The following is a 15,998-nucleotide window of genomic DNA, read 5'->3' as shown; positions in this document are numbered from 1 at the left end:
GCAGCGCGATGATGTACACCTCGGGGTGACCGAAGAACCAGAACAGGTGCTGCCAGAGCAGCACACCGCCGTTCGCCGGATCAAAGATGTGCGCCCCGAGCACGCGATCGGCGGCGGCGGCGAAAATCGCGGCGGCCAACACCGGGAAGGCCATCAGGATCAGGATGCTGGTGACCAGAGTGTTCCAGGTGAAGATCGGCAAACGCCACATGGTCATGCCCGGGGCGCGCATGGTGATGATCGTGGTGATGAAGTTGACGGCACCGAGGATCGTCCCGAATCCGCTCATGCCAAGCCCGAGCATCCAGAGGTTGCCTCCGGCGCCGGGAGAGAAACTCGCGTTGGCGAGCGGTTGGTACGCGAACCATCCGAACGAGGCCGCGCCCTGGGGTGTCAGGAAACCGGCGACGGCGATCAACGAACCGAAAATGAACAGCCAGAGCGCGAACGCGTTCAGCCTCGGGAACGCAACATCGGGCGCCCCGATCTGCAGCGGCACGATGGCATTCGCGAACCCGGCGAACAGCGGCGTTGCGAACATGAGCAACATGATCGTGCCGTGCATCGTGAACAGCTGGTTGTACTGATCCTTCGTCGGGAGGATCTGCATGCCTGGTTCGAACAGCTCGGCACGGATGATGAGTGCCATCACGCCGCCCAGGAGGAAGAACAGCACCGACGCGATCAGGTACATGTACCCGATGGTCTTGTGGTCAGTGGAGGTGATCCACCTGACGATGATGTTGCCCTTCTGCTCCACACGGGAGGTGCTCAGCAGAGCTGCCTGGCGCGGCGGAAGGGTGGATGTACGGAGGGGAGCCTCTCCCTGGAGAGGAAGCGTGGTCGCCATCAGTTTTCTCCTTCGGAGCTTGCACCGGTCCCGGGCAGATTCTGCAGCCGGTCGTACGCATCGTTGATGTCACCGGTCTGGCCGGCGGCGCGGAGCGTCTCGAGGTAGGCGTCGTAGTCGGCTTGCTCGACGACCTTGACTTTGAAGAGCATCATCGAGTGATACTGACCGCAGAGTTCGGCACATTTCCCGTCGTATTCGCCCACGCGCGTCGGTGTGAAGGACCAATAGTTGTCCTTGCCGATGTACATGTCCTTCTTGTACAGGAAGTCGATGATCCAGAACGAGTGGATGACGTCACGCGAGTTGAGCTTGAGCTTCACCTCTTTATCCACCGGAAGGTAAAGGGTCGGAAGTTCGCTGACGATGTTTCCCTGCTCGTCAGTCTGCGCCTGGACACCCATTGACCAGACCGCGGCCTGATCGGCCTCGCAGTCGGTCTCGTTGTACTGGAAGTCCCACGCCCACTGCTTGCCGATCGCGCTGATGCAGACGTCCGGATCTTCATACTGCGTCTCGAGGATCACCTGGTCACGCGCGGTGAATGCGAAGAAACCCATCACGAGGATCAGCGGCACCACCGTGTAGAAGATCTCGATCGGCATGTTGTACCGCAGCTGCACCGGCAAACCGCTCTGACCCTTGCGGCGTCGGTACGCCACGGCGGCGAAGCCCATGAGCGCCCAGGTGATCACACCCACCACCAGAAGCACGATCCACGAATTCACCCACAGGCCGGACACCATCTCGGTGTGGTTGGTTGCGGGCTTCGCGTCGGCATCCTCGAACCCGGGGAGGTAGCCGTTCAGCTCGGTCGGAGTGCAGGCGGCGAGAATGACTGCGGTGGCAATCCCCATCGGGACGACAGCCCAGCGGAGGTGGCGTTTGACGCGCACGGTTCACCTTTCGGGGTCATGAAGGTCGACGCGATTCAGTCTAGGGCAACCTCTCACGCGATTCAGGCCATCCGCCCAGGATGTCCGGACTTTCGGAGGGCGGTCACGCCTCTCCGAAAGGGGCGGACGAGCGCTCAGTGGAAGCTGTCGCCGCAGGCGCAGCTGCCGGCGGCGTTGGGGTTGTCGATCGTGAAACCCTGCTCCGAGATCGTGTCCTTGAAGTCGATCAACGCGCCGTCGAGGTAGGGCACCGACATGTCGTCGACGATGACCTCGACACCATCGAAGTCGACTGCCTGGTCGCCGTCGAGGAACCGCTCATCGAAGTAGAGCTGGTAGATCAGACCCGAGCATCCGCCCGGCTGAACGGCGACCCGCAGGCGCAGGTCATCCCGCCCCTCCTGGTCGAGAAGGCTCTTGACCTTGGCCGCTGCAGCATCGGTGAGCCCGACGCCGTGAACGGTTTCGGAGGGGGTCGTGGCGAGGTCGGTCATGGGTGCTCCCGGAGTGTCGGGCCGTCCGGTGCTCCAGCGAGCGCGACGGCGGGATGCCACCGATTCTACGCGTTCGGGGCTGAACCGGATCGGAAGAACCGGATCAGATCCGCGTGGCGTCCAAGCTCTCGAGCAGCAGCGCTTCCGAGAGGAGCGCGCGGCGGAATGTGGCCACATGCAGTGACTCATTCGGACTGTGCGCGCGGGCATGCGGATCCTCGACCCCGGTCACGAGGATTTGCGCCTCGGGGAACTCCCGCACGAGATCGGAGATGAAGGGGATCGAGCCGCCCACGCCGATGTCCACAGGATCCACGCCGTACCCACGAGCCAGAGCTGCCCGCGCCTGCGCAACGGCCCAGCCACTGGGCTCGACGAGAAAGGAGTCGCCACAATCTACGTCGCTGAAGGTCAACTGCGCCCCGAAGGGCGCGTGCGCGCGCAGATGCGTTTCCAGCGCCGCATAGGCCTCTTGTGCGGGCTGCCCCGGGGCGACTCGCGAACTGATCACGACCGCAACCTGGGGGCTCAGCGTGTTGGACGCGTTTTTGACGCTGGGCGCGTCGATACCCGTCACGGTGACACTGGGCTTGTTCCAAATCCGGCTGAGGATGCTGCCTCTTCCGATAGGACGAACCCCGACCGGGAGGCCTGCTTCGCTTCTGAGGGTTTCCTCGGTGTACGTGGGTGTCTCGCCGTCGCGCTCGGTGAGACCGGCGACGGCGACGGCGCCGTCGCGGTCCCACAAGGTCGAGAGGAGCGCGATGGTCGCCATCATCGCGTCCGGCACGGCGCCCCCGAACATCCCGGAATGGGAAGCGTGGTCGAGCGTCTTGACCGTCAGAGTGAATCTGGCGTTGCCGCGCAGAGATACCGTCAAGGCCGGGGTCGATGCATCCCAGTTCCCGGAGTCGGCCACGACGATGACGTCGGCACGCAGCGCCTCCGCGTTCTCCGCCAGGAACTGTGCGAAAGAGGCAGAACCAGCCTCTTCCTCGCCCTCGATGAAGACGTTCACGCCCAGATCGAAATCGGTGCCCAAGACCTCGGTGAAAGCGCGCAGCGCGCCGACGTGCGCCATGACACCCGCCTTGTCGTCAGCGGCACCGCGCGCGTACACACGGCCGTTCCGCACGGTCGGCTCGAATGGCGCCGAATCCCAAAGCGCTTCATCGCCGGCGGGCTGCACGTCGTGGTGCGCGTACAGGAGGATCGTCGGGCGGCCGTTGCGCGCGGCGCGCGACGCGAGCACCGCGGGCATCCCCTCGACTCCCGTCTCGGGCACGATCGCGCTCTTCACCTGCACGCTGTCGAAGATCCCGAGATCGCGCAGCAGGCCCGCGACGGCGGCCGCGCTCCGCTCGACCTCAGCTCGATCGAAGCCCGGAAACGCGACCGACGGAATGCGGACCAACGCGCCCAGGTCCGCGAGAGCGGTGGGAACGGCGGACAAAGCAGCCTCGCGGACGGCTTCGGAGCGGGACAGGTCGGAGCTCATGCGGGTAATCTTAGGGTGCACGATTCCCGTCGAACCGAGGTACCCCCGTGGCCCACACGCCAGCAGCACCCGAGACCGCCCCCGAAGAGGCGAGCGCAGTCGGGAAGAATCGCCCCACCCCGTCACGAGCCGAGCAGGAGGCCGCACGAAAGCGTCCCCTCGTCGCCAACACGAAGGAGGCGAAGTCGCGCGCGAAGATGGACATCGCGTCTCAGCGCGAGAAGGCCCGCATCGGCATGGCCAACGGTGACGAAAAGTACCTGCCGGTGCGCGACAAGGGTCCTCAAAGACGTTTCGTTCGCGACTACGTGGATGCCGGATGGCACCTCGGCGAGGCGCTCATGCCGCTCATGCTCGTCGTGATCCTGATGACTTTCCTGCCGCAGGCGTGGGTGTACTACGGTTTCGTCGGCCTGTGGATGTTCATCCTTTTCGTGGTCGCCGACATGATCCTCACGAGCGTCCGCGTGAAGCGTGCCGTGAAGGCCAAGTTCGGTGCTACTCAGATGGAGAAGGGCCTGGGCTGGTACGGCGCGATGCGCACGGTGCAGATGCGCTTCATGCGTCTGCCGAAAGCCCAGGTGAAGCGCGGTCAGTTTCCCGTCTGAGTGGACGCGGGAGTCGACCTGCGGACGAGCGCGCGGTTGATCTGGCGCGCCCAGAGCGGGCCGATGTAGATGAATCCCGTGTAACCCTGCACGAGCGTCGCCCCGAGCGCGAGGCGTTCGCGGACGTCGGCGACGGTTTCCACTCCGCCGACCGAGATGACGCAGAACTCAGGTTGGGGTGCGGCAATTCTCACCAGTCTGAGCACCCGGACGGCGCGCTGCTTCAGAGGAGCTCCGGAGAGCCCTCCGGTTCCGGCCCCCTCCACCTCCGCGTGCCCGGTGAGCAGTCCGTCGCGCGCGATCGTGGTGTTGGTCGCGACGAGGCCGGCGAGGCCGAGGTCGACGGCGAGTCGCGTGACGGCCTCGATCTCCTCATCCGGGAGGTCGGGAGCGATCTTGACGAGGAGCGGGGTTCTGCCTGCGGCGTCCCTCACGGCGGCAAGCAGTGGGCGGAGCGTCTCGACGGCCTGCAGACCGCGCAGGCCGGGGGTATTGGGCGAAGACACATTCACGACGAGGTAGTCGGCCACGGGCGCGACGCGCCGTGTGCTCGCGACGTAGTCCGCCGTCGCTTCATCGACGTCGACCGCGCGGCTCTTGCCGATGTTGACCCCCAGCACGGGGCGATTCCTGCGGCGCCGGGCCTTTCCGAGACGGGAGGCCGCCGCCGCAGCACCGGCATTGTTGAAACCCATCCGATTCACGAGTGCGCGATCGGCGGTGAGGCGGAACAGACGCGGCCTCGGGTTGCCATCCTGTGGGATCGCGGTCACCGTGCCGACCTCCACATGGCCGAAGCCCAGCGCGTAGAGCCCCCGCGTCGCCACGGCATTCTTGTCGAACCCCGCGGCGATCCCGAAGGGAGAATCGAAGACCAGTCCGAGCGCCTCGGTGCGCAGGGAGCGATCGGGCCGGGTGACCGCACGTACCAACGGTCGAAGGGGCCAGATCCCCACTGCTCGAATGACCGGCATCACGAGCCGGTGAGCGGACTCCGGATCCATCCGGGTGAACACATGGCGAAAGATGAAGTCATACATCGGTGTCAGCCTATTGCGCGGTTGGAGAGCGATCATGGTGCGCCGAGCGCAGCACAGTCACTCGGGCGCGGCGGCGTGGTCAGCCCGCAGCTGCGCGATCGAGCTTTCGAAATCCTCGAGCGAATCGAAGGCCTGGTACACGCTGGCGAAGCGGAGGTAGGCCACTTCGTCGAGCGCGCGCAACGGACCCAGAATCGCCAGCCCGATCTCGTTCGTGTCGATCTGCGAGGTTCCGGTCTGCCGCACAGCTTCTTCGACGCTCTGGGCCAGCACCGCGAGATCCGCTTCCGTGACGGGGCGTCCCTGACAGGCTTTTCGCACGCCGGCGATGACCTTCTCCCGGCTGAAAGGCTCGATCACCCCAGATCTCTTGATGACATTCAAACTGGCCGTCTCGATCGTCGAGAACCGCCCCCCGCATTCGGGGCACTGCCGACGGCGCCGAATGCTGAGTCCATCGTCGCTCGTCCGCGAGTCGATCACTCGTGAGTCCGGATGGCGGCAGAAGGGACAGTGCACCGCTCAATCCTCGAATCGGGCGAGAACTGCCTCGCCGTGGGCGGGGAGGACCTCTGCGGCCGCGAGCGAGACGATCGCATCGCGCACCTCCTGGAGCCCGCGGCGGTCGTAGGCGATCACCTGCTGGGGGCGGAGGAAAGTCGATGCCGACAGTCCCGCCGCGTAGCGCGCCTGCCCGCCGGTCGGCAAGACGTGGTTGCTGCCGGCGAGGTAGTCGCCCAGGCTCACCGGCGAATGCGGGCCGACGAAGACGGCCCCGGCGTTGACGAAGTCGTCCAGGTGAGGATCGGCGATATGCAGTTCGAGGTGCTCCGGCGCATACGCATTGCTGAACGCGGTGGCCCCGGCGATGTCATCGACGAGCACGATCGCCGATTGCGGGCCTGCGAGGGCCGCACCCACGCGGACGGCGTGCAGAGTTCGGGCCGCGCGGATCGCGACACGGGCGGCGACGGATGCCGCGAGGCCGGCGGAATCGGTGACCAGAACGGCGGCGGCCTGCTCATCGTGCTCGGCCTGGCTGACGAGGTCGGCGGCCACCCAGTCCGCATCGGCGGAGTCATCGGCGACGATCAGGATCTCCGTCGCGCCCGCCTCGGAGTCGGTGCCCACCATGCCCGCGACAACCCGCTTGGCGAGGGCGACGAAGTTGTTGCCGGGGCCCGATATGACGTCGACGCGGTGCAGACCCAGCGACGGCACACCGTGGGCATAGGCGCCGATGGCGCCGGCGCCGCCCATTGCGTACACCTCGGTGACATCGAGCAAGCGCGCGGCCGCCAGGATCACCGGGTGGACTCGCCCGCCGAATGCGCGTTGCGGCGGCGAGGCGAGCGCGACCTCGGTGACGCCGGCGACCTGCGCGGGTACGACGTTCATGACGACGCTCGAAGGGTAGACCGCTTTGCCGCCGGGAACATAGACACCCACACGTCGTACGGGTCGCCAACGCTGCTCGACGCGGGCGCCGGAGCCGAGCTCGGTGACGCGGGTCGGCGGAATTTGGGCTGCGGACGCGACCCGCACCCGGCGGATGGATTCTTCGAGCGCGGCCCGCACACTCGCGTCGAGCGCGGCCAGGGCTTCATCCAGGTGATCCTGCGGCACGCGGATCTCGTGCCCGTCGACGCCGTCGAAGCGAGAAGCTTGTGCGCGCAGGGCCGCCTCACCACCGGCGGCGACATCGCCGACGATGCGCGCCGCCGTCACCAGCGCTTCGTCGCGCGCGGCGGCAGCGCGTGGCACAGTGGCCAGCAACTCGTCATTGCTCAGAGCGCGGCCGCGGAGGTCTATGGTGCGCAGCATCGGATCAGGGTACCGCGAGGTCACCCGCGGGTGACGCCGGAGACGTCTCGCAAGTATCCGACTCGGCCATCCTCGTGGCGGACGACGAAGCTGTCGCCACGGTCCTCGATCACGAGCGCCCAGGCTGTCGAGTCGATCGTGAACAGAGTCGTGCCGAGCTCATCGACGACGTCGCGCTCGACGGGCACCAGTGCCCAGAACGCCTGCGTGGCCTGCGCGGCGGCGGGAGAGTCATCTTCGATCGCCACATCGAACGCGCTCGTCTGCTCCGCCGCCTGCGGAGACGCCGTGCCGCCGAGCTGCTGGGTCGGCGTGGCGGCGCCAGGCGGGCGCATTTCGGCCGGTCGCGGGACGACAGGCCGTGCGGGGCTGGCGGATCGGTGTGCCGGGATCTCGGGACGATGGCGGAAGTCATCACCGATCGTCGGGAACAGCGGCGCGAGCACCGTCAGGAAGACACCGGCGAGCATGAGGATGAACTCCACCCAGGCCACCCAGGTGGCGTAGAAGATGCGTGAATCGGCGAGAGTGACGAAGGAGCTCCAGAGGATGCCCAGCCACACCACCGTCGAGACCGAGAACGCCACGGACGCGAACTGGTCGATCCCGAGCGAGCCGACGCGGCGGATGCCCTGCGGCGACAGCCGACGCAGTCCGATGAGGAACACCGCCGCAGTGGGCACACCGATCGTGAGAACCCAATCGATGCCGTTCCACACTGAGACGCCGCTACGCATGTAGCCGTACACCGGGAAGAAGGAAAGGATGAATGCGAGCAGCCACACGGCGCCCAAGGCCACCTCGCGGATCGAGAACGGTCCCACGCCGTACTGCGGCGGAACGGCATCGAGAGCGGCGACATCCGGGTCATCGGCCTGGGGCTGGTCTGGGCTGGTCTTCTCGTCACTCACGCTGGTTGATCCTTCCGGCACGCGGTCGAGAGCGATCCTACTCGGCAACACGATGATTCATCCGAGACAGTGCGGACCGAGAAGCCCCTTCAATTCACCGTAGAGGTCGACCGTGACACCGACGCGCGTGGGCAGATCGAACACCTTCGACACTCCCCCCTTGTGTAGTTTCATCGTGATCTCCGTCTCGCCCGGGTGGCGCGCGAAGACATCCGCAAGCTGACCGATGGTCGACTCAGACGCCCGATGCTCCGGCATCACCAGGACCAACGGGGCCGCGTCATCCGTCGTACCGAGATCGGGTGAAAAGGCCATCTGGCCGTGCAGATTCAGACCGTCGTCGCGGCGCGACACGCGGCCCCGTACGACCAGGATCGAATCGGCAATGAGGATCGATTGGTACTCCGTGTAGGTCTTGCCCATGAACATCACGGTGACCTCGCCGTCGAAGTCTTCGACCGTGATCATTCCGTACGGGTTGCCGCTCTGCTTCGCGACCCGGTGCTGCACGCTCGTGACGAGCCCCGCGATCGTGACCTGATCACCGTCGTCGACCTCTTCGGAGGCCAAAAGATCATGGATCGAGGTCGACGCGTGTTTGGCGAGCGAGATCTCAAGTCCTGCAAGCGGATGATCGGACACGTAAAGTCCGAGCATCTCACGCTCGAACGCCAATTTGTCCTTCTTGGTCCACTCCGGACGTGCGGGGACCTTGGCCGGAACGATCTCCTCAGCCTCGTAGTAAAGGCTGTCGAAATCGAATCCGATCGCGCCGGTGGACGCCTTGCGCTTGGTCTCGACAGCCGCCTCGGTGGCATCCTCGTGAATCTCCATCAACGCACGCCGGGTCGACCCGAGCGAATCGAACGCGCCCGCCTTGATGAGCGACTCGATCGTTCGCTTGTTGGCGACATGCAGCGGCACCTTGGTGAGGAAGTCATGGAAGCTCGTGAAGCCGTCATCGGCTCGCGCGGCGACGATCCCGTCGACGACGTTGGCGCCGACGTTGCGGACGGCACCGAGACCGAACCGGATGTCCTCGCCGATCGCCGCGAAATAGCGGATCGACTCTCGCACGTCCGGCGGCAGCACCCGAATTCCCATGCGACGGCATTCGTTGAGATAGACGGCCAGCTTGTCCTTCGCGTCGCCGACGCTCGTCAGCAATGCCGCCATGTACTCGGCGGGATAATGCGCCTTCAGGTATGCCGTCCAGTACGACACCAGGCCGTACGCCGCCGAGTGGGCCTTGTTGAAGGCGTAGTCGGAGAACGGAATCAGGATCTCCCAGAGCGTCTGCACCGCTGCCGCCGAGTAGCCGTTCGCGTGCATGCCCGCTTCGAAGCCCGCGAACTGCTTGTCGAGCTCTTCCTTCTTCTTCTTGCTCATCGCGCGGCGCAGGATGTCGGCCTGGCCGAGGCTGAACCCGGCGACCTTCTGCGCGATCGCCATCACCTGCTCCTGATAGATGATCAGGCCGTAGCTGGTGCTGAGGATCTCGGCGAGCGACTCCTCGAACTCTTCGTGGATCGGGGTGATCTCTTGCAGACCATTCTTGCGGAGTGCGTAGTTGGTGTGGGAGTTCGCGCCCATCGGGCCAGGCCGGTAGAGCGCAATGACCGCCGAGATGTCTTCGAAGTTGTCGGGCTTGAGCAACCGCAGAAGTGACCGCATCGGCCCGCCGTCGAGCTGGAACACACCGAGGGTGTCGCCGCGTGCCAGCAGGTCGTAGGCCGCCGGGTCGTCGAGCGTCAGATCCTCGAGCACGACCCGCTCGCCGCGGTTCGCGGCGATGTTGTCCAGTGCATCGTCGATGATCGTGAGGTTGCGCAGACCCAGGAAGTCCATCTTGATGAGACCGAGCGCCTCGCAGGACGGGTAGTCGAACTGCGTGACGATCTGTCCGTCCTGCTCACGCTTCATGATCGGGATGATGTCGATGAGCGGCTCACTCGACATGATGACGCCGGCGGCGTGCACGCCCCACTGCCGCTTCAGGTTCTCCAGGCCGACGGCGGTGTCGAAGACAGTCCTGGCCTCGGCATCCGTCTCGATCAGCGCCCGGAACTCGCCAGCCTCTTTGAAGCGCTCGTGCGCCGGATCGAACATGCCCTCCAACGGCATGTCCTTGCCCATGACGGCGGGAGGCATTGCCTTCGTGAGCCTCTCGCCCATGCTGAACGGAAAACCGAGGACCCGTCCCGCATCCTTCAGCGCCTGCTTGGCCTTGATCGTGCCGAAGGTGACGATCTGGGCGACGCGCTCGTCGCCGTACTTCTCCGTGACGTACTGAATGACCTCACCGCGACGTCGATCGTCGAAGTCGACGTCGAAGTCGGGCATCGAGACGCGGTCAGGGTTGAGGAATCGCTCGAAGATCAGGCCGTGCCGCAGTGGATCGAGATCAGTGATCCGCATCGCGTAGGCGGCCATCGAACCGGCGCCTGATCCGCGTCCGGGGCCGACGCGGATGCCATGGTCCTTGGCCCAGTTGATGAAATCAGCAACCACGAGGAAGTACCCGGGGAAGCCCATCTGGACGATGACACGCGTCTCATACTCGGCCTGGGCGCGCACGTGCGCGGGCACGCCGTGGGGATAGCGGTATTCGAGCCCCTTCTCGACTTCCTTGATGAACCAGCTCTCTTCCGTCTCGCCCGCCGGCACCGGGTAGCGAGGCATGTAGTTGGCTGACTCGTTGAACTCGACATTGCATCGCTCGGCGATGAGCAGCGTCGAGTCGCATGCTTCGGGGTTGTCACGGAAGATCTGACGCATCTCGGCCGAGGACTTGACGTAGTAGCCGTCGCCGTCGAACTTGAATCGCTTGGGATCGTCAAGGGTCGAACCGGACTGCACGCACAAGAGTGCGGCGTGACTCGTGGCGTCGTGCTGATGCGTGTAGTGCAGGTCGTTGGTGCCGACGAGAGGGATGGAGAGGTCTTTCGCGATCTTGAGCAGATCGCCCATGACACGGCGCTCGATCGACAGACCGTGGTCCATGATCTCGGCGAAGTAGTTGTCCCTGCCGAAGATGTCCTGGAACTCCGCCGCGGCCGAGCGCGCGGCGTCGTACTGGCCCAGCCGGAGCCGAGTCTGCACCTCGCCGGACGGACAGCCGGTCGTGGCGATGAGGCCGTTCCGATGGGTCTGAAGCAGTTCGCGGTCCATACGCGGCTTGAAGTAGTAGCCCTCGATCGACGCCTTCGAGCTCAGCCGGAAGAGGTTGTGCATGCCCTCGGTGGTCTCACTCAGCAGCGTCATGTGAGTGTAGGCACCCGACCCCGAGACATCGTCGTCAGTCTGATCGGGTCTTCCCCAGCGCACGCGTGAACGGTCCGAGCGATGCGTGCCCGGGGTGACGTAGGCCTCGATTCCGATGATCGGTCTGATCCCAGCTTTTTTCGCCGCGTGATAGAACTCAAAGGCCGCGAAAGTGTTGCCGTGGTCGGTGACCGCGATCGCAGGCATCTCCAACCGAACGGCCTCCTGGACCATCGCGCCGATGCGGGCGGCCCCGTCGAGCATCGAGTACTCGGTGTGCGCGTGCAGGTGAACGAAGGAGTCGGATGCCACCCGACGAGTCTATGTCGACGGTCCGACGCCTAGTCTGAGCGTATGGCGACTCCCCCATTCGTCGTGTCGATCCGTGAGAAGATCGGGCACGCACCGCTCCCCCTGGTCGGAGTCACGGCTGTGGTCTTCAAAGACGAGAAGGTACTGCTCGGCAAGCGTGCCGACAACGGCTCCTGGCAGTGCGTATCGGGCATCGTCGATCCGGGCGAAGAGCCCGCCGATGCCGCTGTGCGTGAGTGCCTCGAGGAGGCCGGCGTGGTCGTGAAAGCGACCCGCCTAGCGATCCTGCAGCAGACGCCTCGAGTTACCTACGCGAACGGCGATCAGGCCGACTACCTCGACATCGTCTTCCGCTGCGATTGGGTCTCGGGCGCGCCACACCCGGCCGACGGTGAGCTCACCGAGGTCGGCTGGTACGGACTGGGCGAACTGGTCGACGTCGACCGGTTCCACCTGCGCAAGATCGCCCTCGCTCTGCCCCACGATGATCCTGCCGTCTTCGCGGGTGGCCGCTGAGTCTCAATCGGCGCGGAGAATCTCGAGAGCACGCGCGAGGTCGGCGGGATACTCCGAACCGAAGGTGACCCACTCATGCGTCGCGGGGTGTGCGAACGAGAGTTCCCGAGCGTGCAACCACTGGCGAGTGAGGCCGAGTTGCGCCGAGAGGGTCGGATCGCTGCCGTAGAGCGGGTCACCGACACAGGGATGCCGGTGTGCGGCCATGTGTACGCGGATCTGGTGGGTACGCCCCGTCTCGAGGTGTACCTCCAGTAGTGCTGCGCGCGGAAACGCCTCGAGTGTCTTGTAGTGAGTCACGGAGTCCTTGCCGTGAGGGATGACGGCGAACTTCCAGGAGTGGGACGGATGCCGTCCGATCGGCGCATCGATGGTGCCCGCGAGCGGGTCCGGATGCCCTTGCACGACGGCGTGGTAGATCTTCTCGACTTCACGCTCTTTGAACGCCCGCTTGAGCGCGGTGTACGCACGCTCGGTTTTCGCCACGACCATCAGGCCGCTCGTGCCCACGTCGAGGCGGTGCACGACGCCCTGCCGCTCGGCGGCACCAGACGTCGCGACGCGGAACCCCGCGGCCGCCAGAGCACCGAGAACCGTCGGCCCCTCCCATCCGAGGGACGGATGCGCCGCCACGCCGGCCGGCTTGTCGACGACGACGACGTCCTCGTCATCGTGGACGATGCCGAGGTCGGCGACCGCGATCGGGATGATCTCCGGCGCGCGCTTGTCCTGCCATTCCACCTCAAGCCAGCCGCCGCCGTGCACGCGGTCGGATTTGCCGAGGACCCGGCCGTCCAGACGCGCGCCTCCCCCGTCGATGACGTCCGCGGCGAATGTGCGTGAGAAGCCCAGCATCTTCGCCAGCGCGACGTCGACGCGCAATCCGTCCAGACCATCAGGAACCGGAAGGGTGCGAACCCCCACGTCAGTCGTCCACCTGGCTGCCGGACGAATCGGCTGCGCCCGCCTGCGATGCGTGGTCGTGCGTCGCCGGAGCTGAGTCAGGACCCTCAGCGGCGCGGATCTCGCGTGTCCCGTCCAGGTGAAATCCGAAGAGGATGAGAATCGCAACGATGATCATCATCGTGACGATGAAAATGTCGGCGACGTTGTAGATGGCCGGCATCATCCACGGCGTGTAGATGAAGTCGACCACGTGTCCAACCGCGAAGCCCGGCTCGCGCACCACTCTGTCGGTCAGGTTTCCCAGGATGCCGCCGAGGAGCAGCCCGAGCACCACCGCCCACCACCGTGAACGCACACGGGTCGCGGCCAGGAAGATGATCAGCCCGGCGGCGAAAGCCAGAATGATCGTGAAGATCCACGTGACTTCTTCACCGAGGGAGAATGCCGCGCCCGGATTGCCCGTCAGGTAGAACTGGAGGAGATCCCCGATGACCGGGACCTGCTGCTGATACGGAAGGTTCTCGAGCGCGAGGGCCTTCGTGAACTGATCGGCGGCCAGCACCAGAACGGCGGGAATCGCCGTGAGGATGCCGGCCGCCGCCGCGCGCGGAGGTATTCCGCCCGTCAAAGCCTTCAGCGGCTGACGGTCGAGGTCGCGCCGGTGACGTCGAGATCGCGGAGCTTCTCCTCGATGAATCCGCGGAGCTGGTTGCGGTAGTCGCTCTCGAACTGGCGCAGCTCGCTGATGCGGGTCTCGAGCGTCGCGCGGTCGGCCTCGAGACGGGCGAGCTCGTCGCGTCCCTTCGCCTTGGCCTCAGAGACGATCGCGTGCGCCTGGATCTCGGCCTCGGAGATGAGCCTGTCACGCTGGGCCAGACCCTCGGCGACGTGCTCATCGTGCAGACGCTGCGCGAGTTCGAGAATGCCGGCCGAAGCGGAGGCACCACCGCCCCCTGCCACCAGGGCCGGCTCTTCCGCGGCCACGGGAACCTCCGCGACGATCGCAGAGATCGGCGCCGATTCTTCCTCAACGACCACTTCGTCGACGAGAGCGAGCGCGACCTGTGCGGGCGCGTCGCCCGATTCGTACGCGGCGAGCTTCGCCTTCAGTTCATCGTTCTCGGCAATCGTCTTCCGCCACTCGACCACGATCTCATCGAGGAAGTCGTCGACCTCATCCGGATCGAAGCCCTCCTTGAAGCGAACGTGCTGGAACTGTTTGGTGACGACGTCTTCTGGGGTCAAAGCCATGGTGTTACCTCTTTCGGGGGCTCACTACGCGGGTCTGGTCGTCGCGGCGTGTCCTACAGCATGCCGTGCGAACTGAACACCGTACGAACTTCAGCATAGCTGGCCGTATCGTTTGGTGCGAGAAACGCCTCAGAGGCGCTCGACCACGCGAACGATCGTCAGCGCCACGAAGCAGGTGAGCATCGTGACGGGAAATCCCAGGTCCAGAGCGATGGGGCCCATGCGCAACGGCGGGAGCAGGCGTCGGAAGAACCGCAACGGCGGATCGGTGACCGTGAAGACCGCCTCTGCCAGCACGAGACCTATGCCGCGCGGGCGCCACTCACGGTTGAACATCGGGATGTACTCGAGGATCAGCCGCGCGAGCAGCATGAGGATATAGAGCAGGAGAAGGACGTCGGCAACCCCGGCCGCCGCGCGCACGATCTCCACTATGCGGAGAAGGCTGCGGTCTCGGAGTCGGCCTGCGCAAGCGTGCCATCACCGGACACGGCGATGTTCTCGGGCGTGAGCAGGAAGACCTTGCTGGTAACCCGCTCTATGCGGCCGTACAGCCCGAGCGACAGTCCACTGGCGAAGTCGATCAGACGCCGCGCATCTGCATCGCTCATCTGCGACAGGTTGATGATCACCGGGATGCCTTCGCGAAAGTTCTCGGCGATGATCTGCGCGTCGCGATACTGTTTGGGGTGCACCGTGAGGATCTCGCTGACCGTGCCGGACGTCGGCTGACGCACGACGGTCGGGCGGTGCAGAGGAGTCACGGGAGCGGCCTTCTCGACCGGACGCTCGCGGCGCGAGGATGCCTCTGCAGCCGTCTGCTCATAGGCCTCTTCTTCGTCGGCGAGGCCCAGGTACACCATGGTCTTCTTGAGCGGGTTCGACATCAGCATCCTCCGTTTGCTCGTCTGCTCTGAGGCTAATCGCGCGCGGGCCGCGGACCGGTGATTGCCGTGCCGATCCGCAGGTGTGTCGCGCCCGCCGCGATCGCTTCGGCGAAATCTCCTGACATGCCCGCCGACATCCAGGTCGCGTCTGGGACGATCCGGCGGACGAGCGCGCCCGCGCCCGCGAGCCGGCCGAATGCCTCGGCGGGCTCGGATCCCAACGGTGCGACGGCCATGACGCCGCGGACGCGGAGCGAGGGACAAGAGGCGGCAACGTGCTCGGCGAGTCCGGCGACATCGCCAGGGGCCGCTCCCCCGCGACTCGGGTCATCGGTGAGGTTCACCTGCAGGAAGACGTCGAGCCGCGCGCCATCAGGGTCGGCAGCGTGCAGGGCATCGGCGAGTCGATCGCGGTCGACCGAATGGACGCAGTCGGATGCCGCCCGGATTGCGCGTGCCTTCTTGGTCTGCACCTGGCCGATGAAGTGCCACCGCACTCCGTCCAGAGCCGCAAGCTCGCCCCGCTTCGCCGTGAGCTCCTGCTGCCTGCTCTCGCCGACGTCATGGACACCGTATTCGCACAACCGGGTGATGAGCTCCGGCGGGTGGAATTTGGTGACGACGATGCGGGTCAGCTCTGAAGGGTCGCGACCCGCCGAACGCGCCGCGTCCACGACGCGCGCATCGAGAGCGGAGAGGCGCGACCGCAGATCCACCGTGAGTCCCGAAGCCGTCGAACGC

At 65.6% G+C, this 15,998-nt stretch carries 17 protein-coding genes; 2 read left to right on the top strand and 15 right to left on the bottom strand.

What is annotated here, in order from left to right; translation table 11 throughout:
- From QZV81_RS04690 to QZV81_RS04675, 4 genes are all read right to left on the bottom strand, one after another.
- The coding region (locus tag QZV81_RS04690; RefSeq protein ID WP_292833271.1) for a cbb3-type cytochrome c oxidase subunit I at window positions 1-850 on the bottom strand (850 nt) is incomplete at its 3' end.
- On the bottom strand, window positions 850-1,746 hold the full coding sequence (coxB, locus tag QZV81_RS04685; protein ID WP_292833268.1) for a cytochrome c oxidase subunit II: 897 nt from the start codon (window positions 1,744-1,746) through the stop codon (window positions 850-852). The genes coxB and QZV81_RS04690, both read right to left, overlap by 1 nt.
- A 134-nt stretch (window positions 1,747-1,880) precedes the next feature.
- A complete protein-coding gene (erpA, locus tag QZV81_RS04680; RefSeq protein WP_292833265.1) occupies window positions 1,881-2,240 on the bottom strand; it encodes an iron-sulfur cluster insertion protein ErpA in 360 nt (119 codons plus the stop codon).
- 103 nt (window positions 2,241-2,343) lie between these two features.
- Window positions 2,344-3,738 carry a dipeptidase gene (locus QZV81_RS04675; RefSeq protein ID WP_292833262.1) on the bottom strand — a complete coding sequence of 465 codons (1,395 nt, stop codon included), beginning with the start codon at window positions 3,736-3,738 and terminating at the stop codon, window positions 2,344-2,346.
- 47 nt (window positions 3,739-3,785) lie between these two features.
- Between QZV81_RS04675 and QZV81_RS04670 the strand changes: the two genes are divergently transcribed.
- Window positions 3,786-4,346: a DUF3043 domain-containing protein gene (locus QZV81_RS04670; protein ID WP_292833259.1), complete on the top strand. Its 561-nt coding sequence runs from the start codon at window positions 3,786-3,788 to the stop codon at window positions 4,344-4,346.
- Here QZV81_RS04670 and QZV81_RS04665 read toward each other — a convergent pair.
- From QZV81_RS04665 to dnaE, 5 genes are read right to left on the bottom strand one after another with little or no spacing between them, the layout of a single operon-like run.
- Window positions 4,331-5,386 (bottom strand): quinone-dependent dihydroorotate dehydrogenase, encoded by a 1,056-nt coding sequence (locus tag QZV81_RS04665; RefSeq protein WP_292833256.1) that lies wholly within the window; start codon window positions 5,384-5,386, stop codon window positions 4,331-4,333. The two genes, QZV81_RS04670 and QZV81_RS04665, sit on opposite strands and share 16 nt — an antisense overlap.
- A gap of 57 nt (window positions 5,387-5,443) precedes the next feature.
- Window positions 5,444-5,905 carry a transcriptional regulator NrdR gene (nrdR, locus tag QZV81_RS04660; protein ID WP_292833253.1) on the bottom strand — a complete coding sequence of 154 codons (462 nt, stop codon included), beginning with the start codon at window positions 5,903-5,905 and terminating at the stop codon, window positions 5,444-5,446.
- Between the two features lie 3 nt (window positions 5,906-5,908).
- The gene (gene hisD, locus QZV81_RS04655) at window positions 5,909-7,210 is read right to left on the bottom strand and encodes a histidinol dehydrogenase (RefSeq protein WP_292833250.1); all 1,302 of its coding nucleotides are present in this window, start codon (window positions 7,208-7,210) and stop codon (window positions 5,909-5,911) included.
- Window positions 7,211-7,230: 20 nt separating this feature from the next.
- Window positions 7,231-8,121: a hypothetical protein gene (locus tag QZV81_RS04650; RefSeq protein WP_292833247.1), complete on the bottom strand. Its 891-nt coding sequence runs from the start codon at window positions 8,119-8,121 to the stop codon at window positions 7,231-7,233.
- A 57-nt stretch (window positions 8,122-8,178) separates the two neighbouring features.
- Window positions 8,179-11,697: a DNA polymerase III subunit alpha gene (dnaE, locus tag QZV81_RS04645; RefSeq protein ID WP_292833244.1), complete on the bottom strand. Its 3,519-nt coding sequence runs from the start codon at window positions 11,695-11,697 to the stop codon at window positions 8,179-8,181.
- A gap of 42 nt (window positions 11,698-11,739) precedes the next feature.
- Between dnaE and QZV81_RS04640 the strand changes: the two genes are divergently transcribed.
- On the top strand, window positions 11,740-12,213 hold the full coding sequence (locus QZV81_RS04640; protein ID WP_292833241.1) for an NUDIX domain-containing protein: 474 nt from the start codon (window positions 11,740-11,742) through the stop codon (window positions 12,211-12,213).
- A gap of 3 nt (window positions 12,214-12,216) precedes the next feature.
- Here the strand turns inward: QZV81_RS04640 and QZV81_RS04635 are convergent, their stop codons facing one another.
- From QZV81_RS04635 to QZV81_RS04610, 6 genes are all read right to left on the bottom strand, one after another.
- Complete coding sequence (locus QZV81_RS04635; RefSeq protein WP_292833238.1) at window positions 12,217-13,137, bottom strand: RluA family pseudouridine synthase; 921 nt, start codon at window positions 13,135-13,137, stop codon at window positions 12,217-12,219.
- A gap of 1 nt (window position 13,138) precedes the next feature.
- Window positions 13,139-13,747, bottom strand: a complete 609-nt coding sequence (locus tag QZV81_RS04630; RefSeq protein ID WP_292833235.1) for a signal peptidase II — start codon at window positions 13,745-13,747, stop codon at window positions 13,139-13,141.
- A gap of 5 nt (window positions 13,748-13,752) precedes the next feature.
- Entirely contained in the window at window positions 13,753-14,370 is a 618-nt protein-coding gene (locus QZV81_RS04625) for a DivIVA domain-containing protein (protein ID WP_292833232.1), read from the bottom strand.
- Window positions 14,371-14,499: 129 nt separating this feature from the next.
- Window positions 14,500-14,802 carry a YggT family protein gene (locus QZV81_RS04620; protein WP_292833229.1) on the bottom strand — a complete coding sequence of 101 codons (303 nt, stop codon included), beginning with the start codon at window positions 14,800-14,802 and terminating at the stop codon, window positions 14,500-14,502.
- Window positions 14,802-15,257 carry a cell division protein SepF gene (sepF, locus tag QZV81_RS04615; RefSeq protein WP_292833226.1) on the bottom strand — a complete coding sequence of 152 codons (456 nt, stop codon included), beginning with the start codon at window positions 15,255-15,257 and terminating at the stop codon, window positions 14,802-14,804. The genes QZV81_RS04620 and sepF overlap by 1 nt, the downstream gene beginning before the upstream one ends.
- A 32-nt stretch (window positions 15,258-15,289) precedes the next feature.
- Entirely contained in the window at window positions 15,290-15,973 is a 684-nt protein-coding gene (locus tag QZV81_RS04610; protein WP_292833223.1) for a YggS family pyridoxal phosphate-dependent enzyme, read from the bottom strand.
- Between the last annotated feature and the right edge of the window lie 25 nt (window positions 15,974-15,998).

Origin of the sequence: Microbacterium sp. (assembly GCF_011620665.1) — a bacterium.
Classification (GTDB): Bacteria; Actinomycetota; Actinomycetes; order Actinomycetales; family Microbacteriaceae; genus Microbacterium.
This window is presented reverse-complemented; position numbering and strand designations above follow the sequence as displayed.